At 70.7% G+C, this 24,050-nt stretch carries 20 protein-coding genes; 13 read left to right on the top strand and 7 right to left on the bottom strand.

Translation table 11 applies throughout. From position 1 onward, the window contains the following. Positions 1-264 precede the first annotated feature (264 nt). Positions 265-1,383, top strand: coding sequence for a lactonase family protein (locus NH2_RS07815; protein WP_084505305.1), 1,119 nt, complete (start codon positions 265-267; stop codon positions 1,381-1,383). Between the two features lie 175 nt (positions 1,384-1,558). Here the strand turns inward: NH2_RS07815 and NH2_RS07820 are convergent, their stop codons facing one another. The 4 genes from NH2_RS07820 to NH2_RS07835 all read right to left on the bottom strand — a co-directional run bounded on the left by NH2_RS07820 (position 1,559) and on the right by NH2_RS07835 (position 4,476). Further along, a complete protein-coding gene (locus NH2_RS07820; protein WP_084505306.1) occupies positions 1,559-2,005 on the bottom strand; it encodes a VOC family protein in 447 nt (148 codons plus the stop codon). Between the two features lie 88 nt (positions 2,006-2,093). After that, entirely contained in the window at positions 2,094-2,594 is a 501-nt protein-coding gene (locus NH2_RS07825; protein WP_067650467.1) for a nuclear transport factor 2 family protein, read from the bottom strand. 36 nt (positions 2,595-2,630) lie between these two features. Continuing rightward, positions 2,631-3,389: an SDR family NAD(P)-dependent oxidoreductase gene (locus NH2_RS07830; RefSeq protein ID WP_067650469.1), complete on the bottom strand. Its 759-nt coding sequence runs from the start codon at positions 3,387-3,389 to the stop codon at positions 2,631-2,633. Positions 3,390-3,591: 202 nt separating this feature from the next. Next, the gene (locus NH2_RS07835) at positions 3,592-4,476 is read right to left on the bottom strand and encodes a TIGR03619 family F420-dependent LLM class oxidoreductase (RefSeq protein WP_067650471.1); all 885 of its coding nucleotides are present in this window, start codon (positions 4,474-4,476) and stop codon (positions 3,592-3,594) included. Positions 4,477-4,674: 198 nt separating this feature from the next. Here NH2_RS07835 and NH2_RS07840 point away from each other — a divergent pair, with 198 nt between their 5' ends. Next, positions 4,675-5,547 (top strand): LLM class flavin-dependent oxidoreductase, encoded by an 873-nt coding sequence (locus tag NH2_RS07840; RefSeq protein WP_245650469.1) that lies wholly within the window; start codon positions 4,675-4,677, stop codon positions 5,545-5,547. Positions 5,548-5,663: 116 nt separating this feature from the next. On the opposite strand, the gene NH2_RS07845 is transcribed toward NH2_RS07840, so the two are convergent. Together NH2_RS07845 and NH2_RS07850 are read right to left on the bottom strand one after the other, a co-directional pair. Then, a complete protein-coding gene (locus NH2_RS07845; protein ID WP_067650475.1) occupies positions 5,664-6,653 on the bottom strand; it encodes an alpha/beta hydrolase in 990 nt (329 codons plus the stop codon). A 79-nt stretch (positions 6,654-6,732) separates the two neighbouring features. Next, entirely contained in the window at positions 6,733-7,797 is a 1,065-nt protein-coding gene (locus tag NH2_RS07850) for a hypothetical protein (RefSeq protein ID WP_067650477.1), read from the bottom strand. Between the two features lie 383 nt (positions 7,798-8,180). Between NH2_RS07850 and NH2_RS07855 the strand changes: the two genes are divergently transcribed. Then, complete coding sequence (locus NH2_RS07855) at positions 8,181-8,942, top strand: SDR family NAD(P)-dependent oxidoreductase (protein ID WP_067650479.1); 762 nt, start codon at positions 8,181-8,183, stop codon at positions 8,940-8,942. On the opposite strand, the gene NH2_RS07860 is transcribed toward NH2_RS07855, so the two are convergent. Further along, entirely contained in the window at positions 8,900-9,598 is a 699-nt protein-coding gene (locus NH2_RS07860; RefSeq protein WP_067650482.1) for a TetR/AcrR family transcriptional regulator, read from the bottom strand. The two genes, NH2_RS07855 and NH2_RS07860, sit on opposite strands and share 43 nt — an antisense overlap. A 180-nt stretch (positions 9,599-9,778) precedes the next feature. Between NH2_RS07860 and NH2_RS07865 the strand changes: the two genes are divergently transcribed. From NH2_RS07865 to NH2_RS07910, 10 genes are all read left to right on the top strand, one after another. Further along, on the top strand, positions 9,779-10,705 hold the full coding sequence (locus NH2_RS07865; protein WP_067650485.1) for a CoA transferase subunit A: 927 nt from the start codon (positions 9,779-9,781) through the stop codon (positions 10,703-10,705). Further along, the gene (locus tag NH2_RS07870) at positions 10,702-11,571 is read left to right on the top strand and encodes a CoA-transferase (protein WP_067650488.1); all 870 of its coding nucleotides are present in this window, start codon (positions 10,702-10,704) and stop codon (positions 11,569-11,571) included. Before NH2_RS07865 ends, NH2_RS07870 begins: the two co-directional genes overlap by 4 nt. Positions 11,572-11,676: 105 nt before the next feature. Beyond that, positions 11,677-12,849 (top strand): CaiB/BaiF CoA transferase family protein, encoded by a 1,173-nt coding sequence (locus NH2_RS07875; RefSeq protein WP_067650491.1) that lies wholly within the window; start codon positions 11,677-11,679, stop codon positions 12,847-12,849. Positions 12,850-13,080: 231 nt separating this feature from the next. Next, positions 13,081-15,225: a hydantoinase/oxoprolinase family protein gene (locus tag NH2_RS07880; RefSeq protein WP_067650494.1), complete on the top strand. Its 2,145-nt coding sequence runs from the start codon at positions 13,081-13,083 to the stop codon at positions 15,223-15,225. Positions 15,226-15,235: 10 nt separating this feature from the next. Further along, a complete protein-coding gene (locus tag NH2_RS07885; protein WP_067650496.1) occupies positions 15,236-17,548 on the top strand; it encodes a hydantoinase B/oxoprolinase family protein in 2,313 nt (770 codons plus the stop codon). 106 nt (positions 17,549-17,654) lie between these two features. Next, a complete protein-coding gene (locus tag NH2_RS07890) occupies positions 17,655-18,431 on the top strand; it encodes an SDR family NAD(P)-dependent oxidoreductase (protein WP_067650499.1) in 777 nt (258 codons plus the stop codon). 421 nt (positions 18,432-18,852) lie between these two features. Then, complete coding sequence (locus NH2_RS07895) at positions 18,853-19,947, top strand: alpha/beta hydrolase fold domain-containing protein (protein ID WP_245650470.1); 1,095 nt, start codon at positions 18,853-18,855, stop codon at positions 19,945-19,947. A 120-nt stretch (positions 19,948-20,067) separates the two neighbouring features. After that, positions 20,068-22,026 carry a flavin-containing monooxygenase gene (locus NH2_RS07900; protein ID WP_245650471.1) on the top strand — a complete coding sequence of 653 codons (1,959 nt, stop codon included), beginning with the start codon at positions 20,068-20,070 and terminating at the stop codon, positions 22,024-22,026. Positions 22,027-22,135: 109 nt separating this feature from the next. Next, complete coding sequence (locus tag NH2_RS07905) at positions 22,136-23,200, top strand: phosphotransferase family protein (RefSeq protein WP_084505309.1); 1,065 nt, start codon at positions 22,136-22,138, stop codon at positions 23,198-23,200. Then, positions 23,197-24,027 (top strand): mycofactocin-coupled SDR family oxidoreductase, encoded by an 831-nt coding sequence (locus NH2_RS07910; protein WP_067650502.1) that lies wholly within the window; start codon positions 23,197-23,199, stop codon positions 24,025-24,027. The genes NH2_RS07905 and NH2_RS07910 overlap by 4 nt, the downstream gene beginning before the upstream one ends. The last annotated feature ends 23 nt before the right edge of the window (positions 24,028-24,050 follow it).

The raw sequence follows: 24,050 nt of genomic DNA on the forward strand, positions 1-24,050 counted from the left end.
GGGGCTACCCGAGCCGGACGGGACCAATCGAGAACTATGACCGAGTAAGACTTGTCACGGTCGGCAGCGCCGCTTCGAGGGCGTGATTCCTGTGAGTTTTTACTATCGCTATCGATCCGGTTAATAGGCTACTCATATACCGGAACCATCGAAGACCGGATCGCCTGCGGACGCGAATCCTGCTGGCACCAAACAATTTCAGCGGACCGGCTCCGGTCCAGTTCCTTGTTCCGCGCGCGAGTTGGTTCGAGAGAGAGAATTCTGATGAGACGGATCTTGCTTGTTTCAGTGACGGCCCTCGCCGTCGCGTTCGCCGGAGGCACGAGCGTGCCCCAGGCCGTCGGCCAGCCGCCCGACGCAGTGCAGCACCTCTACGTGACGGGTGTGGCCGCCGACGGATTGGCCGGGGTGAACCTGAGCCCCGGGACCGCGCCCCGCCTTGCGGGTAAGCCGACGCCCATTCCGGACGGCATCTCGATCAAGGGTGTCGCGGCGTCGCCGGACGGGAAATTCGTTTATGTCGGGCCGCTCGGCGACGAGGGGATCGCGGCCTTCGCGGTCCACCCCGATGGAACGCTGACCGAGGTGGCGGGGTCTCCCGCTCCGTCGCATGCCTTCGGCAGTCTCGCGGTGGCCGCGGACGGCAAGCACCTGTACGCGACCACGACCGAGAACGCGCGGGGCGTGGTGACCAGCTTCGCCATCAACGCCGACGGGCTGCCGGTGCGCTCGGGTTCGGTGGAGCTCGATCTGACCACCCACGCGGGCATGATGGCCGTGGCCCCGGATGGACGCAATCTGTACGTGGCCGACTACTTCGGCAACCACATCATCCAGTTGCCGCTCGGGGCCGACGGGATCCCGGGGCAGCCCCGGCAGCGCATCGATGCCGGCGGCACGCCGGTCATGCCCGGCGTGAGCCCCGACGGGAGGTTCCTCTACGTGTCCAACGAATTGTTCGGGCAGGTAACCGCTTTCCGCCTCGGTGCGGATGGATCGCTGGCCGAGGTTCCGGGTTCACCGTTCCCGGCGGGAATCGCTCCGCACGGGGTCACCTTCAGCCCGGATGCCTCGCGGGTGTATGTGCCGAACGCGGGCGGTAACAGCATCTCCGGGTACCGCGTCGGGGCCGACGGGGCGCTCACCGCGCTGCCCGCGTCGCCGTACAGCGTCGGGGAGACCATCGGTCTGCCCGGCCAGATCTTCGGCAGCCGCAATGGCGACCGCGTCTACGCCGTCGGGGTCGCCACGATCGATGTGGCGGTCACCGCGCGCGTGCTGACGATGGATGTGCTTGCCGACGGGTCGCTGCGCCCCGGTGCGGAGCCGCTCGATACCGGCCAGCTCTTCGTCGACGGGCCGCTCGCCGATATCACTCCCTGATCGCCGGACTGTCGCACCGGGCCTGGCGGGTATCCGCCAGGCCCGGTGCGGTTCAGTACCCGGCCGCACCTGCCACGGAATCCGGAGTCGAGGGCCCGGCTCGCGCGGCCCGGAACGTACCCGGCGCCGCGACCCCGGCCGGCCGCCGAGAGTGGCTCGCCGCGAACGATGTTCCCTACGAGGACACCCCGGAGATCCAGCTCTCGATCGCCGCCCGGTTCGCCTCGTCCACCAGTTCGACGCGGACGCCGTGCAGGCTCGCCGGTGTGGTCAGGAGCTGCCTGCCGCCGCTGATCACGGCCTCGGTGTGCAGCGCCTCGAACTGCGCGGTGTTGGACGGCGTCGTGCCCGGCGGCACCCACAGGCCGAGGTGGTGGACGCCCTCCCCGTTCTCCAGGGAGAGATAGCCGGAATCCTGCCCCTGCATCAGTTCGAGGTACGGCGGCCCCTGCTGGGAGTAGGTCGCGATGACCTCGCGCTGGGGCGGGCCGTCGTCTCCCTCGACGTCGATGACGAGCCGGCTCGGTTCGTTGAACGTCACCTGAAAAGCCTTGCTGAACGATTCGATCGCCGCGTGAATATCCTTCACCACTATGCCCACGTGCCAGAACAATGCACTCATCGACGTTCCTTTCCGAGTGTGAGTAAAAAGCTGAGCGGGATGCCGGCGTGCCGCCTTCCCCGCGGGTGTTGTCACCGAACGGCCACGATCAGAAGAGCGGGCCGGTCGCCATATCGCCTTCGAACCGCCAATGCATGTCCTGGATGCCGTCGGGGTTCTCGATGCCGTGCATGGAGCTGATGCGCCAGCCGTCGGCGGTGCGCTGGTAGCGGTTGTCGTAGCCCGCCGACACGATTCGCACCCGCTCCACACCCTCGGGCGAGCGGAAATGGTGAATCGACAAGCCGTAGACCGTGCCGCGGGCGGTGTCACCGGTGACCGCGAAGTCCGCGATGACCGGCGGAGACGAGTAGCGGTGCAGCAACGACGCGAGAAAGGAACCCGGGCCCATCCGGGAGGCCGCCCAGCCGCGGATCTCCTCCCTGCCGCGCACGGAACCCAGTGTCGCATCGGTCGTGAAGACGCCGGCCAGCCGATCGGGATCCTGTCTCGTCTCGGCCAGCCAGTACTCCTGCTGGAGCTTGACGCACTCCCATTCATCCAGCATCGCCCGCAGTCGCGCGTTATCCGGCTCGTCGGTCTCGGCCATATCGTTCCTTTCCTCGGGTGCTGAGCCGGGGCGGATTCATTCGCCGCGAAGGGCGTTCCCCGCGAGCATGCCGCCGTCGGCCTGATAGTCCGCACCGGAGCAGTAACCGGATTCGTCCGAGGCCAGGAACACCATCAGCGCGGCGACCTCCTCGGGCCTGCCGATCCGCGGCGTCGGCGAGTCGGCGAGGACATCGGAGGGATCGAGGCCGTGCAGCGAACCACGCCCCATCGGCGTGTCGATGAGGCCGGGGAGCACGGCGTTCACCCGGATGCCGCGGTGGCCCAGCTCCAGCGCGGCGGAACGGGTCAGGCCGCGTACCGCCCATTTGGAACTGACATAGGCACTGAGCCGGGGATAGCCCTTCATCCCGGCATCCGAGGAGACGTTCACGATGGATCCGCCGCCCGCCGCGGTCATCGACGGCACCACCGCCTGAATCCCGAGCCAGGCGCCGATCACGTTGACGTCGAGCGTGCGGCGCATGCTGTCGACGCTCGCGTCGAGGAAGGAGCCGAATTCGACGATCCCCGCGTTGTTCACCAGGACCGTCGGCGGGCCGAACATCGCCCTGGTCTCCTCGACGGTGGTCCGCCACTGGGCCGGATCGGTGATGTCGAGGCGGATGAAATGGGCGTTCTTCCCGAGGTCGTGCGCGACCGCCGCGCCCTCGGCCTCCGCGATGTCGGCGAGGACGACCTGCGCGCCCTCCGCGACGAATTGCCGGGCGAACTCCGCACCGAGCCCCGCCGCGGCGCCGGTGACGATGGCGACCTTGCCCGCGAGCCTGCTCACCGCCGCACCTCCGAATCGCCCAGCGGCGGCACCCACCGGTGCGCCGTGTCGATGCGTCCTGCCTTCGTCATGGTCGATCATCCCCTTCGATGTGGGCGTCAGAGCAGCGGTCGCCGAACCGGCGACCTATATGACACAGATCACTTAGATAGATAAGTGTGATGGTAGCGGTGCCGCGCACTCGGGACAAGGCACCGGCGGGTCAGAGGACCGCTTCGGCCAAGCGATCCAGCGCCTCCGTCGCCTCCTGCTCCGAGTGCACCGTCGGCATCGAGAGCAGCACCCGATCGGCGCCCGCCGCGCGCAGTTCGTCCAGGCGAGCGCGCAGTTCCGGCGCGCCCGCCCGCGAGAGCCCACGGGTGATTGCGGTGATCTGCAGCGCGGCCGGATCGCGGCCGGCTTCGGCGGCGAGCTGGTCGAGGCGCCGCCTGCCCGCCGTGATCACCGCCGGTGCGTCGGCGGCGGCCTGCCTGGTGACGAAGGCGGGGAGCCAGCCGTCCGCGAAGCCGACGACGCGCGCGAAGGTGCGTTCGGAGGCTCCGGCTCCGATGAGGATCGGCGGATGGGGCTGCGACGCGGGTTTGGGGAACAGCTGCACCGGCGGCACCCGGTAGAACTCGCCGTCGTAGGTCACGGTGTCCTCGGTCCACAGCTGCCGCATGATCCGCACGGATTCCTCCAGCTGCGCCCACCGGCGGTCCCAGTGGCCGCCGAGCAGTTCGCACTCGACCCGGCTCCAGCCCGCGCCGCAGCCGACGATCAGGCGCCCGTGCGAGTAATGGTCGAGGCTGGCGAGCTCCTTGGCGAACTGCACCGGATTGTGCTCCGGGACGAGGAATACGCCGCCGCCGAAGCGCAGGGTCGTCGTGACCGCCGAAGCGCGGGCAAGCGCGACGAGGGTGTCCTGGAAGAACGGGACGCCGTCGTGGTGGACGGCGTATCCGGCCTGCTGCACCGGGCGAATGGGGTGCTCGCCGTAGAACACCGACTCGAACCCGAGCCGCTCGGCGTGGGCCGCGACGATCGCGGCGTCGATATCGGGCACCGGGTAGGGCGGGGACTGTGGGCGGTTGATCCCGATGTGCACGGAGTTGCTCCCTTCGATAGGACACCCGTTCCATCCAGATAAGAGGTTACTTAATTGGGCACCAGCTCTCCGGTGTCACGCTATCCTGGCCGGGCGTGGAGCGGAGCCGTTCCGCGACTTCCGCGGCGAAGGGATGAACCGTTGATCGAGTACCTCGCAACCGAAATCCGCTGGCAGGATCGTCTGTTCGAGGTTCCGATGGAGCGCATCAGGCTGTCCGAGCAGTGGGGCTACGACGCGGTGTTCAGCGCCGAGGGGCTGGGCTCCGACGCGCTGACACCGCTCGGCTTCGTCGCGGGGCAGACGACGCGACTGAAATTGGGTACGCGGATTCTGCAGATCTACGGCCGCGCACCGGAGGTTGCGGCACGCGCGCTCACCACGCTCGATCACCTGTCCGGGGGCGGCCGGGTGCTCGCGGGGCTGGGCGGGACGCGCTCCGATCGCCCGATCCGCGAGATGCGCGAGTACGTCACCGCGCTTCGTGCGGAATTCGATCGGATCGGCCTCGATCGGATCAGTGATATTCCGCTGCAGATCGCCGCATCCGGACCGCAGATGGTCGAGCTCGCCGCCGAGATCGGGGACGGCTGGATGCCGTCCTTCTTCACGCCCGGCGCCCTGGCGCCGATGAACGGACTGCTGCACGCGGGCTTCGAGCGCGCGGGCAAGCCGGCGGACGGCGCCGGCTTCGAGATCTGGGCGCACGTCGATGTGCTCGTCGACCCGGATGTGCGCGCCGCGATGCACCCGTTCAAGGTGTACACGGCGACCTACGCCGCACTGCAGCGGCCGTTCATGGTCGCCAGGGGCTATGCGGAGCTGGCCGACCGGCTCGCCGAGCTCACCGCCGCCGACCGGTTCGCGGAGGCGGTCGATGCCGTTCCGGACGAGTACATCGACGAAGGGTGGCTGGTCGGGCCGGTCGAGCGGATCCGGACGCGAGCGAAGCCGTGGGTGGAGTCCGAGCTCACCGGGCTGGTAGTGCGCTACGGTGCCCAGCTGGGTGCGCGAAATGCCGAGAATCTCGACGCCTTCCACGCCGTCGCGCGGGCGGCGGGCCGTGGGTGACCATCCCGGGGCCGCCCGCCCGCGGCCGGGCTCGCGACGCGGGTGTTCGCACCCCTCGGTCCGCGGCCGCGGCTCCCGTCGGGCGGACGGAGAGCGGCGGCCGCCGACCGGCGGGCTCATCGCTCCAGCGCGCGCCGGAAGAACTCGACCCGGGTCGTGATGGAGGCCTGGGAGACCGCCGCCTGCGGGAATGCCTCGAAGCCGTGGAACGCGCCGCCCCAGACATGCAGGTCGACGCCGATACCCGCCTCGGAGAGCCGCCGGGCGTAGTCGATCGCCGGGTCACGGAAGGTCTCGACCGCACCGACATCGATGTAGGTGCGCGGCAACCCGCTCAGGTCTTTGGCGCGCGCGGGCGCGGCGTAGTACGAGACATCGTCGGTGCCGCGGCGCTCGCCGAGCAGCGCGGTCCAGCCGTAGAGGTTGTCGTTGCGGTCCCACACCCCTTCGTCGCCGAGCATGCGGGCGCTCGCGCTGTCGGTGCGATCGTCGATCATCGGGGCGCTGAGCACCTGGTGGGTCAGCTGCGGGTAGCCCTGGTCGCGGGCCATCAGCGCGATGCCCGCGGCCAGACCGGCGCCGGCACTGGCGCCGGTCACGATGATGTGGGCGGGATCGATGTTCAGCTGCTCGTGGTGGTCGGCGCACCAGCGCAGCCCGGTGTAGCAGTCGGTGACCGGGATCGGGTCGGGGTGCTCGGGAGCCAGCCGGTACTCGATCGACGCCACCACCGCCCTCGCCTCCACCGCGTAGGCGAGCAGATCCTCCAGCGAGCTGTAGCGGGTTCCGGTGATCATGCCGCCGCCGTGGGTGTGGTAGATGAGCGGCCACGGTCCCTGCCCCTGCGCGGGGCGCAGTACCGTGAGCTCGAGCTCGGCGTCACCGGCCGGGATGGTCAGTTCCTCGACGACGACTGCGCCGCCTGCCGTGAAATCGGTCTTCTCCCGGCCGGGCATGCCGTCCCGCATGACGGCGCGGAGCTGGGGCAGGGTCTCGTCGCTGAACCGCGGGAAGTGCGCCGCGTAGGCCTCGAGCGCGGGCAGCAGCTCGGGGTCGAAGGGCGGCCGTGCCGGAGTGGGTTCCGGAATCGGTGTGGTCTGGGTCATCGAAACCTCCTTCGGGCACCAGTCAACGCTTCGGGTGAGCGGGGCCACACCCGACACGGGACGCGTGTCTCCGGCCCGGCTACCGACGAATGGCGGTCGCGATCGGATCGGCGGCGGCCGATCGGCTGAGCTCGGCCGCGCGGGCGATGCGCCACAGCAGCACGGCGGTGGCGCCGCGGAGGTAGCCCTCGGTACTCAGCAGGGTGTAGCCGAGCTGGTGCTGGAGCCAGGTGACGCGCTGGTGCAGGGTGGAGTGGTGCAGGTTCGCCCGCCGCGCGGCTTCGCGGATGCTGGCATGCCCCAGCACCGCGTTCATGACCTCGACGACCCACGGCCGGTGCGCGCGCAGCTCTTCGAGCAGCCGGACGTCGTCGGCACGGGCGGCCGCCGCCGCGTCGACGCTCTCGGCCACGACCGCGATGCCGCCCAAGTCCTCGTAGGCCACATGCGCCGGACCGGCGGTCGCGGGGTCCGCGGCCACGCGCAGCGCGGTGCGGGCGTGCGGCCACCGCTGCCCGATGTCGCCCGCGGGGCAGGTGAGGGTACCGGCGGCGATGCTCGCGGGGATCGCCGCCGCGGGTGCGGGCGACGCGAACAGGTGTAGCTGATGCTCCTCGATCATCAGCCCCGCGGGCAGGGCGTCGGCATCGGCGCGGTGGGTGACCACGATCGTGACCATCGAGCCCGGCCGCAGCCCCAGTTCGCGCAGTGCCCGCTCGCGGTCGGGCCGTTCGGTGCCGGGGTCGCACAGCGTCCGCAGCACGCCGGAGACGGACCGGGTGCGGCGCGCGGTCTTGACCGCGTGCAGGCTGCGCGCGAATCGCTCCAGGATCAGCTCGTCCAGCGGCCACGGTGGTTCGCTCCGATCGAGCCAGACGCTGATTCCCTCGAACCGCTCCACCCGGCGGGACCGGCCCACCGGGTAGTCGGCGGTCAGGGCGCGACCGTCGGCATCGGCACCGATGCGGAGGCCGCGATCGGGGTCGTCGATGCCCACCGGGCAATCCGCGAGCGCCGCGGCGGCCCGCAGCATGGCCAGCGCCGTGGCGCCCTGATCGGCGAGAGTGTCGAAATGCTCGATCACCCGCAGCGCCGCCGCCGCGTCCCCATCGATCGCGCTGAGCTTGATTATCCACTCGCGCACGGGTTTTCCTCGCATTCGGAGTGCCGCCGGGGCCGGGGGGCCGCTGCGGTGGCGCTCGACGAAGAAGGCATTCCCGGAGCTTAACCGACCTGGCCGGCCCGGCTGCGGAACTCGGGGTCCGAAGACCCGATATCGACGGGGCCGCGGGCAGTGCCTGCTCGGCGCCACGCGCGGTCGCCATTGTCCGCCTGTGGTGCCTGCCGCGTCGACGGCCCCTTGCGCCGCCCGGCGATCTGGTCGCCGGACCGGATCTTGCCCGAAAGCGCAGATCACGCTATAGTCCGACCGGTCGGACCAGATGTGCGAACAGGCGCGGCGCCCCGCGGGATCGTACTCCCGGCGACGCGGTGAAAGGGCGCACGCAACCGGAGAAGGGACATGCAATGGGGCAGCTCGAGGGGCGTGTAGCGATCGTGACCGGCGCGGCAGGCGGCATCGGCCGTAGCTGCGCGCGGAGGTTCGCCGCCGAGGGTGCGGCGGTCGTGCTCGCGGATATTCACGAGGGTGGAGTTCGCGACATCGCGGACGAGATAACGCAGGCTGGGGGCGGGGCTCTGGCGGTAGCCTGCGATGTCGCGAAGGAAGAGGAGATCGAGGCGGTCGTCGCCGCCGCGATCGGCGGCTACGGCCGCATCGACATCCTGGCGAATATCGCTCAGGGCGGCATGGGGGACATGGCATTCCTGGATGCCACCACGCCGCGCAACGTCCTGGACAGCGTCGTGACGGGGCCGATCCAGAGCATGCTGTTCATGCAGAAGTGTCTTCCCCACATGAAGGAGCGGGGGTACGGCCGGGTGATCAACACCGCCTCCCACTCGGCGGTCTTCGGCCTCCCCGGTTTCGCGGCCTACGAGATGGCCAAGGCGGCCATCATGGCGCTGACCCGCAACGCTTCGCAGGAGTGGGGCAAGTTCGGGATCGTCACCAATACCTTCCTGCCGGTCGTGCGGACGCCGGCGTACGACCTGAGCGAGCAGGGGCGTGCCGCGGCGCAGCTGCTCACCGAGTCGATTCCGCTCGGCCGCTTCGGCACCCCGTACGAGGACTGCGCTCCGCTACTGGTGTTCCTCGCCAGCGCCGGAGCGGGATACGTCAACGGTCAAGCCATCGGCGTCGACGGCGGCAAGTACGTTTTCGCCTGAGCCTCGGCGGGGCCCGCCCCGGTGCGCTCGGCCGCCGAGCCGGACAATCCGATCGCTCCGGCCCAGAGCCGGGTGAGCGTCTCCACCGATTGCTCGAGGTCGCGCTCGGCCCCCTCCACGAACCAGGTGTGGGCGTACTCCGCGACCATCCCGGTCAGGGCGTGCGCCGCCGAGTCGGCATCGAGCCGGGTGTCGGCCAGTCCGCGCAGCTGCAACTCCCGGATGTAATGGGCGGACCGCAGCACGAAGGGCAGGCGCGACTCGATGAGCAGATCCTGGAACTCGGGGCTCTGCAAGGCCGCCTCGGCCCAGACCTTCATCAGGACGATGTTGCGCCGGTAGGCCTCCAGGTAGGCGCGATTGGCGGCCTCGATGCGCTCGAAGGGGGACAACTCCCGGCCCCCGGCGGCGTCCCGGGAATCGCGCCGGGACATATCCGGCAGCTGCGCGGTGATCAGCTCGCGGAGGACGGCATGCTTGGACTCGAAGTACAGATAGAACGTGGTGCGCGAGATCTTGGCCGCCTCGGCGATCTCGATGACCTCGGTGCCGGCGTAGCCCCGCTCGGCGAAGACGCCCTGCGCCGCCTCGAGAATCCTGGCGATCGTCCGGTGTGCACTGCTCCGGCGGGTTCTGGGGAGCTTCGGCTCGGTCACCGATGGCTCCTTCCCTGTGCATCGTTCCGCAAGCCGAGCGCCGTCGGCGAGGACAGGCTAACAGCCGGATCTCGAATCCGGTCATGATGTCAGATAAGACTGTTCACTCAGATCAGTATAGGTGAACGCGGTGTTCACTTTATCTGCACAGAGTGTAAGAAAGGTTGTATCGTGCCGAGGATGAGAACAGCGGATCGCACGTGTGAACTATCGGAGGCCATCGCATCGATCGGCGATGGTGACGCGGTCGCCCTCGGGGGCTTCCTGCACTACCGGCATCCGATGGCGGCGGTCCGCGAGATCGTCCGGCAGGGGCGCAGGCACCTGCGGGTCATCGCGCCGATCGGCGGCATCGACGCGGACATGCTGATCGCCGGCGACGCCGCTGCCTCCGTGACCTTCGGGTTCGTGAGCCTGGAGGCGGTGGGGCTGGCGCCTGCCTTCACCCGGCCGCCCAATCCCGACCTCGTCTACTACGACTACGGTGACCAGACGATCGTCCGATCGCTGCAGGCGACGACCCTGCGGGTGCCGTGGATCCCGATTCGCACCTGGATCGGGTCGCAGATCGACGAGTTCCACCCGGGCTGGCAGATCGAGATCGACGGTCAGTCGTACTGGGCGGCCCCCGCGATCGATGTCGACGTGGCCATCCTGCACGTGCCCTACGCGACCCCCGAGGGCCAGTACCTGCTGTGGGGCGAGGGATTCGACGGTCTGCTGGCCAAGGCAGCCGATCGGCTGATCATCACCGCGGAGCGCTTGGTCGGGACGGCGGAGTTGCTCGAGGTGGCCAGGACGCACGCGAACGGGGTCAGTACCGGTCACTACGCGGCGTCGCATGTCGTGCACGCGCCGTGGGGCGCGCACCCGACCTCGTGCTTCCCGCTGTACTCCGACGATCTGCTCCATCAGCTCGAGTACCACGACCAGGTGCGGGAGGGCGGATGGGAGCGGTACAGCGACGCCTGGATCGGCCGGGACGAGGAGTTCTATCGGCAGCACGTCATCGGCGCGGACGGAGCCGGACTGGAGCGGCGGATGAGCTTGTCGGTCGCACTCGGAGAGGCGCTGCTGGCGTCCGGATTCGACGGAGAGCTGTCATGAGCGCAACCGGCACGCCCGCGTACTCGCCCGCCGATCTGATCGCCATCGAACTGGGCAGGCGCGTGGTCGACGGCTCCGTGGTCGGCTGCGGAGCCTTCACGCCGCTGGCCATGGCCGCCACGATGTGGGCCAAGGCCGGGCATGCGGGCAACGCGATCCTGTACCCGATCTCCTTCAACGCCACGCGCGTCGACCGCTGGTTCCCCCTCTCCTACAGCCACACCGAGGGGATGGCGCTGGTGGCGGGGCAATCGCTGCCCGCCATCGATCTGTTCGACCTCGCCCAGCATCGCGGCATGGACTTCGAACTCGTCCTGCCGCTGCAGGTGGACGCGCACGGCAACATCAACTCGGCGCTGATCGGCGATCCGCGCAAACCCAAGCTCCGCGGCCCGGGTTCCAACGGCATCGATGCCCTGTGCGTCATGGACCAGAAGGTCACGGTCTACGTCACCGACCACTCGACCCGGACCTTCGTGCCCGAGGTCGACTTCGTCTCCGGCGCCGGAGACGCCACCCGCCGGGGTGGCAAGACCCCCGGCGGGATCGGCTTCGTCGTCACCAACCTGTGCACGATGGAGCTGGCGGAGGGCAGGTGGCTGCTTCGCTCGGTGCATCCGGGCGTCGAGGTCGAGGATGTCCGGGCCGCAACGGGCTTCGAGATCGAGACCGCGGACGATCTCGCCACGACCACGCCGCCGACCAAGCAGGAGCTCGATCTCCTCGACGCGGTCGATCCGCTGGGAATCCGGGAGCTCGACCTGCTGTCGGGTGTCCAGCGGCGGCGGGAACTGGCGAGACTCCTGCGCCGGGAGGACGAGTACTTCACCGAGCTCTTGGCCCGGGTCACCGGCCGCGCGCGCTGACGGCGGGTATCGAGGCGCCGGGCCTCGGGCGCACGAGGGGATCCGGGCTCCGGCTCCACCGGCGGACAGTTTCCACCTTCCCCTCATGACAAGGAGACATGGCACGTGTCCGGACCACTGACGGGCTATCGGATCATCGAGCTGGCCGGCCTCGGGCCGGCGCCCTTCGCCGCGATGATGCTCTCGGACATGGGGGCGGAGGTGATTCGGGTCGAGCGGCCCGGCGAAGTATCCGCGGAACTCCCGGCCGCGGCCCACTACGACATCATGCAGCGCAACCGCCGCAGTGTCGCGATCGACCTCAAGCACCCGGACGGGGTAGCCGCGCTGCTGTCGCTGGTGGAGGGCGCCGATGTGCTGCTCGAGGGTTTCCGCCCGGGAGTCATGGAGCGGCTCGGACTCGGCCCGGAGGAGTGCGCGAGCCGCAACGAACGGCTGATCTACGGTCGGATGACCGGCTGGGGGCAGTCGGGCCCCTACGCCAACGCGCCGGGGCACGACATCAACTACATCGCCATGGCCGGTGCGCTGGCCCACTTCGGCAGGCGGGGGGAGGGCCCGGTTCCGCCGCTGAACCTGGTGGGCGACTTCGGTGGCGGCGGTATGTTCCTCGCCTACGGCGTGGTGTGCGCGCTGCTGGAGCGGCACAGCAGCGGCCGGGGGCAGGTGGTCGACGCGGCGATGGTGGATGGCGCCGCGGCGCTCATGGCCATGTTCTGGGCGCATCGTTCGATCGGCGAGTTCGACGAGAGCGCGAGGGGTACCAACATCCTGGACTCCGGTGCGCACTTCTACGACGTGTACCGGACGAGTGACGGCAAGTACCTCTCGATCGGAGCCGTCGAGCCGCAGTTCTACGCCGAGCTGCTGCGAGCGACGGGGCTGGACGGCGACCCGGAGTTCGAGGACCAGAACGACAGGACGCGGTGGCCGCGCTTGAGCGAACGGCTGAGCGAGGTCATCGCGTCGCGGCCGCTGCACGAGTGGGACGAGGTGCTGGCGGCGGGCAACGCCTGCTACGCCCCGGTGCTCACGATGAGCGAGGCGGCGGAGCACCCGCACCACGTGGCACGCGGGATGATCGTCGAGGTCGGCGGGGTGCAGCAGCCGGCCCCGGCGCCGCGGTTCTCCCGGACGGCGCCCGCGATCTCCGGCCCGCCGCCGCATCCCGGCGAACACACCCGCGCGGTGCTGCTCGACTGGGGTCTGGACCCCGGCCGTGTCGACGCGCTGTTCGACGCCGGGGCGATCGCGCAACCCGGCCCTCGCGCGCGGTGACGGCCGATCGGGCCTGCCACCCCGATCGGCTCCGCGCACCGATGTCGCGGCACTGACTTTCGCTGTCCGGGCCGTAGCGCACGCTATTGACCATCGCGCGACGTCACGCCTATAGTCCGACCGGTCGGACCAACTGCCGGTCGGGCGGCAGGAGTCGCTCGACCGCGAGCCCCAACGCGCTGAGAAACCGGCACCGGCACCGCAGTCTCAACGATGAGATCGGACGAACTCATGACGTACCTCATTGGCATCGATATCGGCGGAACCTTCACCGACTGCGTCGCACTCGACGACGCAGGCCGCAGGCACCACGCCAAGACCCCGTCCACGCACGCCACCTCACCGGTGGAGGGAGTGCTCGCCGGGCTGGCGCTGCTGGCCGAGTCGACCGGCAGGCCCGATGTGGAGGCGCTGCTCGGCGCCACCGACCGGCTCTGCCACGGCACCACGATCGGCACCAACCTGGTGGTCGAGCGGAAGGGCGCCCGGGTCGGGCTGATCGCGACCATCGGGCACGGCGACGCGCTGACCATGATGCGGGGCAACGGCCGCACCGCAGGGATCGCGATCGACCAGCTGTTCAACGTGCACGCCACCGACAAGCCGCGCGAGCTGGTGCCGCGCCGCCGGACGGTCGAGGTGATCGAGCGGGTCGCGGTGGACGGGACCGTGCTCACCCCGCTGGACGAGGAGCACGCCCGCACGGCGATCGCGGCGCTGCTGGCCGAGGACGTCGACGCGGTGGCGATCGCGCTGCTCTGGGGCTTCCTGAACCCGGTGCACGAACAGCGGCTGCGCGAGCTCGTGCACGAGCAGCGGCCGGACATGCTGGTCAGCCTCGGGTCGGAGGCCTCGCCCCGGCAGGGGGAGTACGAGCGCACCGTCGCCACCGTGGTGAACAGCTACGTCGGACCGGCCTCGGCGGCCTACCTCGACGAGTTCGCCGCCGCCATGGCCGCGCGCGGGCTCGCGTTGCCGCCGTTCATCATGCAGGCCAACGGGGGTGTCGTTCCGGTGTCGGCGGCGATCCGCCGGCCGCTGCACACCATCGGCTCCGGGCCGGCGGGCGGCCTGGCCGGAACCACCGCGGTGGCCGCGGCGCAGGGGCACCGCGGGGTGATCGCCACCGATATGGGCGGAACATCGTTCGAGGTCGGGCTGCTCATCGACGGCGCACCGGTGCAGGCGCGCGAGGAGATCATCGACCAGTACACCTTCCACACCGCTCGGCTGGATCTGCGCTCGATCGCCTGCGGCGGCGGCTCCATCGCCTCGGTCGACGAGCACAGCGGCGCGCTGCGGGTGGGCCCGGAGTCGGCGGGCGCCACCCCGGGGCCCGCCTGCTACGGGCGGGGGACCGCTCCGACGGTCACCGACGCCGATCTCGTGCTCGGCCTGATCGGATCGCAGTCGTTCCTCGGCGGCGCGATGACACTGGACCTGGCGGCGGCCCGGCGCGCGATCGGCTCGGTCGCCGACCGGCTGGGGTTGTCCGTGGAGGACGCCGCCGCGGGGATCGTGCACATCAACGGCGTGCAGGCGGCGACCCTGATCCGGCAGCGCACCATCGAGCAGGGGCTCGACCCGCGCGACTTCGTGCTCTACGCGTTCGGCGGCGCCGGTCCGGTGCACGCCTTCGCGTTCGCCGAGGAACTCGGCATCGACCGGGTGGTGGTTCCGCTCGGTAACGGGGCATCGACCCTCTCGGCCTTCGGCATCGCGTCGAGCGATGTCGTGCAGGTGTACGAAACCCAGGTCGCGATCCGGGCCCCGTTCGACGCGGCGGCGCTGCGGGCGGCGATCGCCGAGCTGCGCGAGCGCGCCCTGGCGGGCATCGCCGAGCTCGGCTTCGATGCCGGGCAGGTCGGCCTCACGGCGGTGGCGCACGCCCGCTACGCCGAACAGCTCATGCAGGTGATCGAGATCCCGGTGCCCGAGACCGTCGACGACGCCGCGGTGGCCCGGCTCGGCGCGCTGTTCGACGCGGAGTACTCGCGGCTCTACGGCGAAGGGGCGCTCGCGGCGTTCGCGGCCGTGGAGATCTTCTCGCTGCGGGTGACGGCGACCGTGGCGCTGGCCGGAGCACCGGTCGGGCGGGACGGCGCGGAGCACGCCGGCGCGCCCGCGCCCCTCGGCGACCGGGACGTCTACTGGCCGAGCGGGGCGTCGTGGGTCACCACCCCGGTCTACGACGGCGGGACGATCGGCGTCGGGCGGGAGATCGTCGGACCCGCGCTGGTGGAGCTGCCGCACACCACGGTCACGGTCCCCGCGGGCCGGCGGCTGACCGCCGACGGCCTCGGCAATCTCGTGCTCGAGCTCGTCGCGGCCGACCCGCCGCAGCGGCTCGCCTCCGCCACCTCCACCCCCCGCTGATCGGAGCCCCATGTCGACCACCGAACTTCCCGCGCACCCCTCGAACAGCACATCCGCCGCGCAGCCGCGGTACTGGGACGGCGTCATGCGGTCCTACATCCCGCCCGCGGAGCTGCAGATCTCGCCCGCGCTGACCCTGCACCGCGAGCGGACCGACGATATCGACCCGATCACCTACGAGGTGGTCCGCTACGCCCTGATGAATGCCAACCTCGAGCACTCGGCGCTGCTGACCAGGCTCTCGGTCTCGCCCGTTGTGATGCTGGCGCGGGACTGCCAGTCCTCGGTGCTCACCGAGGACGGCGACCTGGTCTTCCTCGGCCCGAACGTGCAGTGCTTCTCGAACGCGCACTCCCTGATGACCAAGTGGCTGCTGGAGAACCGGGTCGAGAACCCCGGCGTCGGGCCGGACGACATGTTCATCGGCAACGATGCCTTCGTGGGCGGGACCCACCAGAACGACATCTGCGTCGCCGCCCCGGTATTCGTCGGCGACGCGCTGTTCTGCTGGGTGGCGAACTCGATGCACCACGCCGACGTCGGCGGGCCGATCGCGGGCGGCTTCTGCATCGATGCCACCGACACCTGGCAGGAGGCGCTGAACTGGCCCCCGGTCAAGCTGATCACCTCGGGCAGGCTGCAGGCCGACGTCGTCGACCTGTTCGCGCGCCAGAGCCGCGTCCCGGTGCAGAGCAAGATGGACCTGCACGCGGCGATCGCGGCGAACACCGCCACCAAGGCGAAGATCCTCGCCCTCGTCGAGCGATACGGGGCCGACGTCGTCAAGGGCGTCATGCACCGCACCCTCGACGCCGGGGAGCGGTTGCTCAGCCGGCGCCTGGCCACCATTCCGGACGGGACGTGGTCGCACCGCGGCTTCACCGAGGCCGCGGTGAGCGGGGACCGCGGCGTCTACGCCTACCAGGTCAACATCACCAAGTCCGGCGACAGGCTGATCGTCGACAACGAGGGCACCGACCGGCAGATCGGGGCGATCAACGTCAGCTTCGCCGCCTTCGCCGGCGCGGTGCTGGCCGCGCTCACCCAGCAGGCCACCTCCGATCTCGGCGGCGCGTACGGCGGGGTGTACCGGCGGGTGGAGTTCCGGCCCACCAGCGGCCTGGCCAACTGCGCGGAGTTCCCCGCCGCGGTCAGCGCGTCCGGCGCGACCACCACCGAGATGCAGCTCAGCGTGGCCAGCCTCGCCATCGCGAAGATGCTCGCCAGCAGCGAGCAGACCGAGGATCTCATCCTCGGTTCGTGCGTGCCTCAGGGCTACACCCAGATCACCAACGGGGTCTCCGCCGACGGCACGTTCTTCGTCTTCCCGAACACCGACACGCTGCTCGGCTCGCTGGCGGGCCGGCCGTCGCGGGACGGGGTCGACGTCGGCGGGCAGTGGTGGATCCCGGACGCCATCGCCATGAACGTCGAGGACTTCGAGGCCCAGGTCCCGCTGCTCTGCCTGTATCGGCGGATGCTGACCGCGGGCCTGGACGGTGCCGGTCGGCACCGGGCCGGGGTCGGCTTCACCGAGGCGTTCACGCCGCGCGGCTCCCGGCAGGTGCGCATCGAGGTGCACATGGGTGAGTCCTTCCCGAAGGCCGAGGGGCTCTTCGGCGGCAGCCCGGGCAGCCGCGCCGGGTTCCGCCTCGCCCGCTCGACCGAGGCCCTGACCCGGCTGGCCACCGCGGGCCCCGCCCAGTCCTTCGAGGCCACGGGTGGCTCGGAGGAGCTGCTGACCTTCAAGGGGGCGCCGATCGAGCTGGTCGACGGCGACGTCTGGGAGGCCATCTGCCCGAGTACCCCCGGGTACGGGGATCCGGTCCGCCGGGATCCGGCGGCGGTCGCCGCCGACGTGGCGGGCCGCATGCTGGACGCGCCGACGGCCGAACGGCTGTACGCCGTTGTGCTCGACGCCGACGGGCAGGTCGACGCGGAGGCCACCGCGCGGGGGCGGCTCGCGGTCCGCCGGGCCCGGCTGGGCGGGCGCGATCCGCGGGAGCTGCTGCCGCCGCCGCCGGGAGCCCGGCGGATCGGCGAGCTGCTGCACATCGTCGCCGGGCGCTGGTGGTGCAACGGGGCCGATCTGGGAGCGGTCGAGGAGAACTACAAGATCAGCACCGTGCGCCGGGAGGCGCCGATCCGCACCCTCGGGGTGGAGTTCGACTACTGGGACCACGAGGCGGCCGACCGAGTCGTGCTGCGCGAGTACATCTGCCCGGTGACCGGCTACCTGATCGATGCCGAGATCGCCCTGGCGGACGAGGCGCTGCTGCACGACTTCCGCCTGACCGCGGCCGCGGTGGAGGCCGTGGGATGAGCACCGCGCCGCAGGCTCGGCCCGGGCGCGAACACCGGACCATGACGCGGATCGTCCGCGAACGCGCCGGCATCGGTGCGCATCTGACCCAGGAGGTGGTCTCCCCATGATCGATCTGACCGGCCGGACGGCACTGGTGACCGGAAGCGGGACCGGCATCGGCCGCGGCATCGCGCTCAAACTCGCCGAGGTCGGCGCGACCGTGATCGTGAACGGCCTCTACGAGGCGCCGTGCAAGGAGACCGTCGAGCTGCTCGCCGCGGAGGGCCACGAGAGCACCGTGCTGCTGGGCGACGTCTCCGACGAGGCGACGGTGGACCGGCTCTTCGAGCAGATCGGCGAGCGATTCGGCGGGCTGGACATCCTGGTCAACAATGCGGGCATCCAGCGGGTCTCCTGGTTCGACACGATGACCGAGCAGGACTGGTCGGACGTGCTGCGGGTCAACCTCACCGCGCCGTTCCTGATGTCGCGGGCCTTCGCCCGGCAGATGCGCGAGCGCCGCTACGGGCGCATCGTCAATATCTGTTCGGAGGGCGCGCTGGTCGGCAGCGTGGGCAACACCAACTACGTGGCCGCCAAGGCGGGGCTGATGGGGCTGACCATGAACGTGGCCCAGGAGATGGCGATCTGGGCGCGCAAGGACTCCGGTGATTACACCTGCAACGCCGTGCACCCCGGTTTCAACCGGAGCGAGATGGCCGCCAAGCACAGCGATGCCGAACTGGAGCGGGTACTGAAGCTGGTGCCGCTCGGCCGGGTGGCGAATTCACGCGAGGACGTCGGCTCGGTGGTCGCGTTCCTCGCCTCGCCGCAGGCGGCATTCGTCACCGGGGTGAAGTTCAGCGCAGGCGGCGGATTCGGCATGTGCATCGCCAGCTGAGGCGATCCGTGACCCGGCCGCGGGCGAACTCCGCCCGCGGCCGGGTTCCGCCCGCGCCCGCGGGTCGGACACCGCGGGTGCGCGCCGCCCGCCCCGGCCCGCGCCGGTTCCGGACAGCAGGTCACGCCGCGTTTTCGCCTGCCCTCGGGGGCGGGGTCATCGATGCGGGACTCGCTGCCGGGGTCTTGACCGGCCTCCTTTCTCCCGCGTATAGTCCGACCGGTCGGACTAGATGATGGGTACGCCACTCGAGCGCCTGGAAGCCGCTCCGGGGCAAGGATCGAATCCCCGCGAACCCGCTGATGGGACAGTCCCGTGCGGTTCGCCGGACCGGCCCGCTTCCCGGGCGCCGGATGATCGAGAAACCGATCGGATGCCGTCGCTCATCCATCCCGAGGTTCCCCAATGGAGAGGAAACTTGATGACCGAACACTCCGAGACGACCGAGCGGCCGGCGGCGGCTCCGTCCGCCGCGGCGAACGGCGGATCGCGATCCCTGCGCACCGACCCGCGGGCCGATCCGCGCATGATCGCGGCGCTGGCGGCGTTCCAGCTCGACGGCCCGGCGGCCGCGCCCCCGCTCGACTGGACCGCGGAGCGCGCGGAGCTACTGGAATTCCTGTCCGCCACCGAGGGCGGCTTCGAAGGATTGCTCGGCGCTTTCGTCGATGGCCTGCCGCCGGTCGCCGGGGTGGAGTCGTCGACGACCACGATCGCAGGCCCCGGCGGGGACCTGCGCCTGCACATCTCGCGTCCGCGTGGCATTCCCGGGCCGCTGCCCTGCGTCTACCACATTCACGGCGGTGGCATGGTGATCATGCGCGCCGGGCACGGGTTCTACGTCCGGTGGCGGGAGGAACTGGCCGCGGCCGGCGTCGTCGTGGTCGGTGTGGAGTTCCGCAACGGCGCAGGCGCGCTCGGCGCGCACCCGTACCCCGCCGGCTCGGACGACTGCGCGGCCGGGCTGCGCTGGGTCGCCGCGCACCGCGACGAGCTCGGCGTCGCGCAGATCATCGTCAACGGGGACTCCGGCGGCGGCGGGCTCGCCCTCGCGGTGGCGCTGCGCGCGGCGGCCGAGGGATGGGCCTCGGCGATCGCCGGCGTGTACGCCCAGTGCCCCGTGGTGCTCGGAATCCGCGACGGCGAGAGCCCCCGCTATCCGTCGCTCACCGAGAACGAGGGCTACTTCCTGCACGAGGGGCTGTTCGCCATCATGAACGAGGCGTACGACCCGGGGAGGCGGCACCAGGCCGATCCGCTGTGCTGGCCGGGCCGGGCGACCGACGACGAGCTCGCCGGTCTGCCTCCGCACCTCATCTCGGTGAACGAACTCGATCCGCTGCGCGACGCGGCACTGGAGTACTACCGCAGGCTCGTCCGCGCGGGTGTGCCCGCCGTCGCGGTCACCAATCACGGTGTGTGCCACGACGCCGACCTCATGTTCCGGTCGGCGATGCCGGACTTCTACGCCGCGAGCGTCGCCGCGGTGGCCGGCTTCGCGAAGTCGGCCGGCTGAACCGGTCGCCGTCCCCGTAGCAGTCCTCGACGCCCCGGGAGCCGGGCGTCACCCCGATGGGGCCCGCCGCGCGGGCCGCACAGAGTACTTGGAGCAACAGTGGAATTTTCCGATACCGACTTGGTCGATTCGACGGACGAGCAGATCGAGGCCGCGGTCCGGACCGCGGATCCCATGGTCCTGCGTTCACTGGTCTACCAGCTCACCGGCGACGAGTCGCTCGCCAGGACCGAAACCCAGGAGGTCGTCTTCGGCTTCCTCCCGATCCAGAGCGTGACCGATCCGCAGGATCTGGAGCTCATCCAGACCAAGGCGATCGAGTTCCTGAAGGCGCACCGCGACCGGGGCGCGCCGTCGATCGACATCGGTCCGGCCGAGCGGCTGCCGCGCAGTATCAGCCTGGCCGCCGGCTCGGAGATCTCCGGCCTCCAGCTCGAGCTGTGGCAGGAGACGATGGCGCTGGATCCGTGGGCGCGCGCCGTGCCGTGGCGGCAGCGGCCGTCGGAGGCGGCGCTGGCCGAGTTCTCGGTGGCCGTCATCGGCGCGGGCATGGGCGGGTTGAACGCGGCGGTGCACCTGGAGCGCAGCGGAATCTCCTACACGGTGCTGGAGAAGGACCTGGGCGTCGGCGGTACCTGGAATCAGAACCGCTACCCCGGCGCCCGGGTCGACACCCCCAGCCGCGGCTACGTCAACACCTACGGCGCCACCTTTCCCTTCCCGGGGCCGTTCTCGGAACGGCACGTGAACGAGGCCTACTTCAACTGGGTGGCCGACGAATTCGATCTGCGCAAGAACATCCGGTTCGGCACCGAGGTGCGGTCGGTGGTCTGGGACGAAGCCGACCGGCTCTGGACCGTCACCGCCGTCGGCCCGGATGGGCCCCTGGAACTGCGCGCGAACGCGATCATCAGCGCGGTCGGCTTCCTGTCGCGCCCGGCCGTCCCCGAATTCCCGGGTGCGGATTCCTTCCAGGGCAGGTCGTTCCACACCTCCCAGTGGCCCGAGGATCTCGACGTCACCGGTAAGCGGGTCGCGGTGATCGGCAGCGGGGCCTCCGGCTACCAGCTGGTCCCGGCGCTGGCAGGCACCGCCGGGCACACCACGCTCGTGCAGCGGACGCCGAACTGGGTCTACGACGTCCCCGGGTACCTGTCGCCCTTCCCGCCCGAACTGCTCTGGCTGGAGAAGAACTTCCCGTACTTCCTCAACTTCGCCCGCTTCCGCGGCGCCTGGATGTTCGGGCCCGAGGGGCTCGGGCAGGCCTTCGAGGTCGATCCCGAGTTCGAGGACCCGCATACCCGCAGCCCGCTGAACAAGCTCATTCGCGATCAGCGGGTGGAATTCCTGCGCCAGAAGTTCGACGGCCGCCCCGAGCTCTTCGAGGCGATGCTCCCCACCGCGCCGCCGATGTCGACCAGGCCGATCCTGGTCGACTCCGACTACAGCATCTGCGACGCGCTGGTGCGCGAGGACGTCTCGCTGGTGCAGGGGTCGATCGAGCGAGTGGTCCCGGACGGCTTCGTCACCGCCGACGGCACGCACCACCAGGTCGATGTGCTCGTGTACGCGACGGGGTTCCGGGCCAACGACTACCTCTATCCGATGGAGGTGCGTGGCGCGGGCGGCACCACGCCCGCCGAGCTCTGGGCGCAGGACGGCGCCCGCGCCTACCTGGGCACCATGCTGCCCGGCTTCCCGAACTTCTTCGTCATCTTCGGCCCGAACAGCGCACCGACCGGCGGGTTGAACGTCGTGGACATCCAGGAGATCCAGTTGCGGTTCGCGCTGGAGTGCCTGCACGGGCTCATCGAATCGGGGCAGCGCGCCGTCGAGGTGGACGAGGCCGGCTACCGGACCTACAACGCCGAGATCGACCGCAGGGAGGCGACCAGAACCTACCTGGACAAGCGGGCGAACACCTACTACACGAACGAGTTCGACCGCTCGGCGGTCAACTTCCCGATGGACGGCCGCCTGCTGTGGAACTGGACGCGCAGCCCCGCCCAGCGGCGCGCCGACATTCCCGAACTCGCCGGGGTCAAGCCGTACTTCGGCGGTGACCTGACGACGAGCTGAGCACGGTGCCTGCGGCCGGCCTCCGGTGTGCCCGATTACCAGACCGGCCGGTCGGCAGATACCTATCCTTCGCTCTTGTGACCATCGAATCGAACTCGGAGTACCCACCGTGAATGAATCCGTTCCGGCCGATGTGGCCGACCCGGCGCTGGCCGCCCGTGTCCGCGCTGCGCTCGGCTGCGGCGACTCCGCGCGGCTCGACGTCCTCGAGGGTGGCCACTCCGGCCGCACCTTCGTCGTCCGGGACGGCGAGCGGGCGCGCGTCGTCCGGGCCGGGCCCGCGGGCAGGCCCGCGCGCGGCCGCGACGACGTACTCCGGCAGGCGGCGCTGATCGAGGCACTGCGGGACACCGGGGTTCCGCTACCGCGGGTGACCCACCGCGAGGCCGGGGAGCCCGCGTGGTTCGCGATGACCTTCGAACCGGGCGAGGCGATCGAGCCCGTGCTCGACCCGGCGGGTTCGGTCCCGGTACCGCTGGCCCGCGCCCGCATGCTCGCCGCCGCGGAGGTCCTCGGCCGGCTGCACGCCGTGCCGATCCCCGAGCTCGAGTCCGCGCTGTCGGGCATCGGGCAGTCCGCGCCGCCGGCGCTCGGCCCGGCCGACGAGCTCGAGCGCTGGGCGCGGACGATGGCGGCCGTTCCGGGCGATCTCGCCGAGGGCGGCGCCGAGTTGGTGGCGGCGCTCAGGGCCGCGGTGCCCGCGCCCGTCGCGCCGGTTCTCGTGCACGGTGATTTCCGGCTGGGAAACCTGCTCTTCGACGGTGCCGAGCCGCGAGCCCTGATCGACTGGGAGATCTGGTCGATCGGCGATCCCCGTGTCGATTTCGGGTGGTTCGAGGTCTTCACCGACGGGCGGCTGTTCCCCGGCATCGGCGCCCGGGTGGACGGGCTGCCGGCCGGGCCCGAACTCCTCGACGTCTACCGGGCCCGCCGCGGCGTGGCGGCCGCTGGCATCGACGCCGACTCGACCTGGTTCGCCGCGCTGAGCCGGATGAAGATGGCCGCGATCATGGGGCACAACCTCCGCAGGCATCGCGAGGGCCGCCACCACGATCCCGCGCAGGAACAGCTTCCCCCCGTCGTCGACGCGTTGATCGCCGCGGGGCTGGCGCTGCTCGGCGCCGCATCCGCGCCCCGCGACCTCTCCTCGAACACGATCGGACAACCCTCATGACATCTTCTTCCGACGCCGGCGTGGGGCCGCGCTTCGCCGGCAAGGTCGCGCTGGTCACCGGTGCGGCTCGTGGTCAGGGCCGGGCCGAGGCGGTTCGATTCGCCGCCGAGGGGGCCGACGTCGTCGCGGTCGATCTGTGCGGACCGGTGACCAGTACGAGTTACCCGCCCGCCACCCGGGCCGAGCTGGACGCGGTCGCCGCCGAGATCGAGGCCCGCGGCCGCCGGGTGGTCGCCGCCGCGGTCGACGTCCGCGACGAGGAGGCGCTGCGCGCGGCCGTCGCCGCCGGTGTGGAGCGGCTGGGGCGGCTGGACATCGTGGTGGCCAACGCGGGCATCGTCAGCGCCGGCCGCACCTGGGAGACGACCGCGGACCAGTGGCGCGAAACCATCGACGTCAACCTGACCGGCGCCTTCCACACCGCCAAGGCGACCGTGCCCATCCTGCTCGAGCAGGGGACCGGAGGGGTGCTGATCTTCATCGGCTCGGTCGCCGGTACCCACGGACTGCCGGGGCTGGCCGCCTACTCGGCGTCCAAGCACGGCGTCGTCGGCCTGGCGAAGGTCCTGGCCAACGAGCTCGCCGCGCACCGCATCCGGGTCAACGCCGTGCTCCCCTCCGGCGTCGACACCGAGATGCGGGTCGCCGAGCTCGGCGCGCTGCTCGACGCCGAGCCGCACTACCGGGACTACTTCACCACCCCGTGGCCGGAGACGATCAGCGAAGCGGATGACATCGCGGCCGCAGTGCTCTGGCTGGCGGGCGACGAAGCCAGGCACATCACCGGAATCCAGCTCCCCGTGGACCGGGGCAGGACCGCGAAATGACACTCGCATCCCCAAGGAGAACG

It is taken from the genome of Nocardia harenae NBRC 108248 (assembly GCF_001612885.1).
Classification (GTDB): domain Bacteria; phylum Actinomycetota; class Actinomycetes; order Mycobacteriales; family Mycobacteriaceae; genus Nocardia; species Nocardia harenae.

Bases quoted from the DNA above. Each gene is read 5' to 3' on its own strand.
- NH2_RS07815 (WP_084505305.1), top strand. From the start codon at position 265: ATGAGACGGATCTTGCTTGTTTCAGTGACGGCCCTCGCCGTCGCGTTC.
- NH2_RS07820 (WP_084505306.1), bottom strand. From the start codon at position 2,005: ATGAGTGCATTGTTCTGGCACGTGGGCATAGTGGTGAAGGATATTCAC.
- NH2_RS07825 (WP_067650467.1), bottom strand. From the start codon at position 2,594: ATGGCCGAGACCGACGAGCCGGATAACGCGCGACTGCGGGCGATGCTG.
- NH2_RS07840 (WP_245650469.1), top strand. From the start codon at position 4,675: ATGGAGCGCATCAGGCTGTCCGAGCAGTGGGGCTACGACGCGGTGTTC.
- NH2_RS07845 (WP_067650475.1), bottom strand. From the start codon at position 6,653: ATGACCCAGACCACACCGATTCCGGAACCCACTCCGGCACGGCCGCCC.
- NH2_RS07855 (WP_067650479.1), top strand. From the start codon at position 8,181: ATGGGGCAGCTCGAGGGGCGTGTAGCGATCGTGACCGGCGCGGCAGGC.
- NH2_RS07865 (WP_067650485.1), top strand. From the start codon at position 9,779: ATGAGAACAGCGGATCGCACGTGTGAACTATCGGAGGCCATCGCATCG.
- NH2_RS07870 (WP_067650488.1), top strand. From the start codon at position 10,702: ATGAGCGCAACCGGCACGCCCGCGTACTCGCCCGCCGATCTGATCGCC.
- NH2_RS07880 (WP_067650494.1), top strand. From the start codon at position 13,081: ATGACGTACCTCATTGGCATCGATATCGGCGGAACCTTCACCGACTGC.
- NH2_RS07885 (WP_067650496.1), top strand. From the start codon at position 15,236: ATGTCGACCACCGAACTTCCCGCGCACCCCTCGAACAGCACATCCGCC.
- NH2_RS07890 (WP_067650499.1), top strand. From the start codon at position 17,655: ATGATCGATCTGACCGGCCGGACGGCACTGGTGACCGGAAGCGGGACC.
- NH2_RS07895 (WP_245650470.1), top strand. From the start codon at position 18,853: ATGACCGAACACTCCGAGACGACCGAGCGGCCGGCGGCGGCTCCGTCC.
- NH2_RS07910 (WP_067650502.1), top strand. From the start codon at position 23,197: ATGACATCTTCTTCCGACGCCGGCGTGGGGCCGCGCTTCGCCGGCAAG.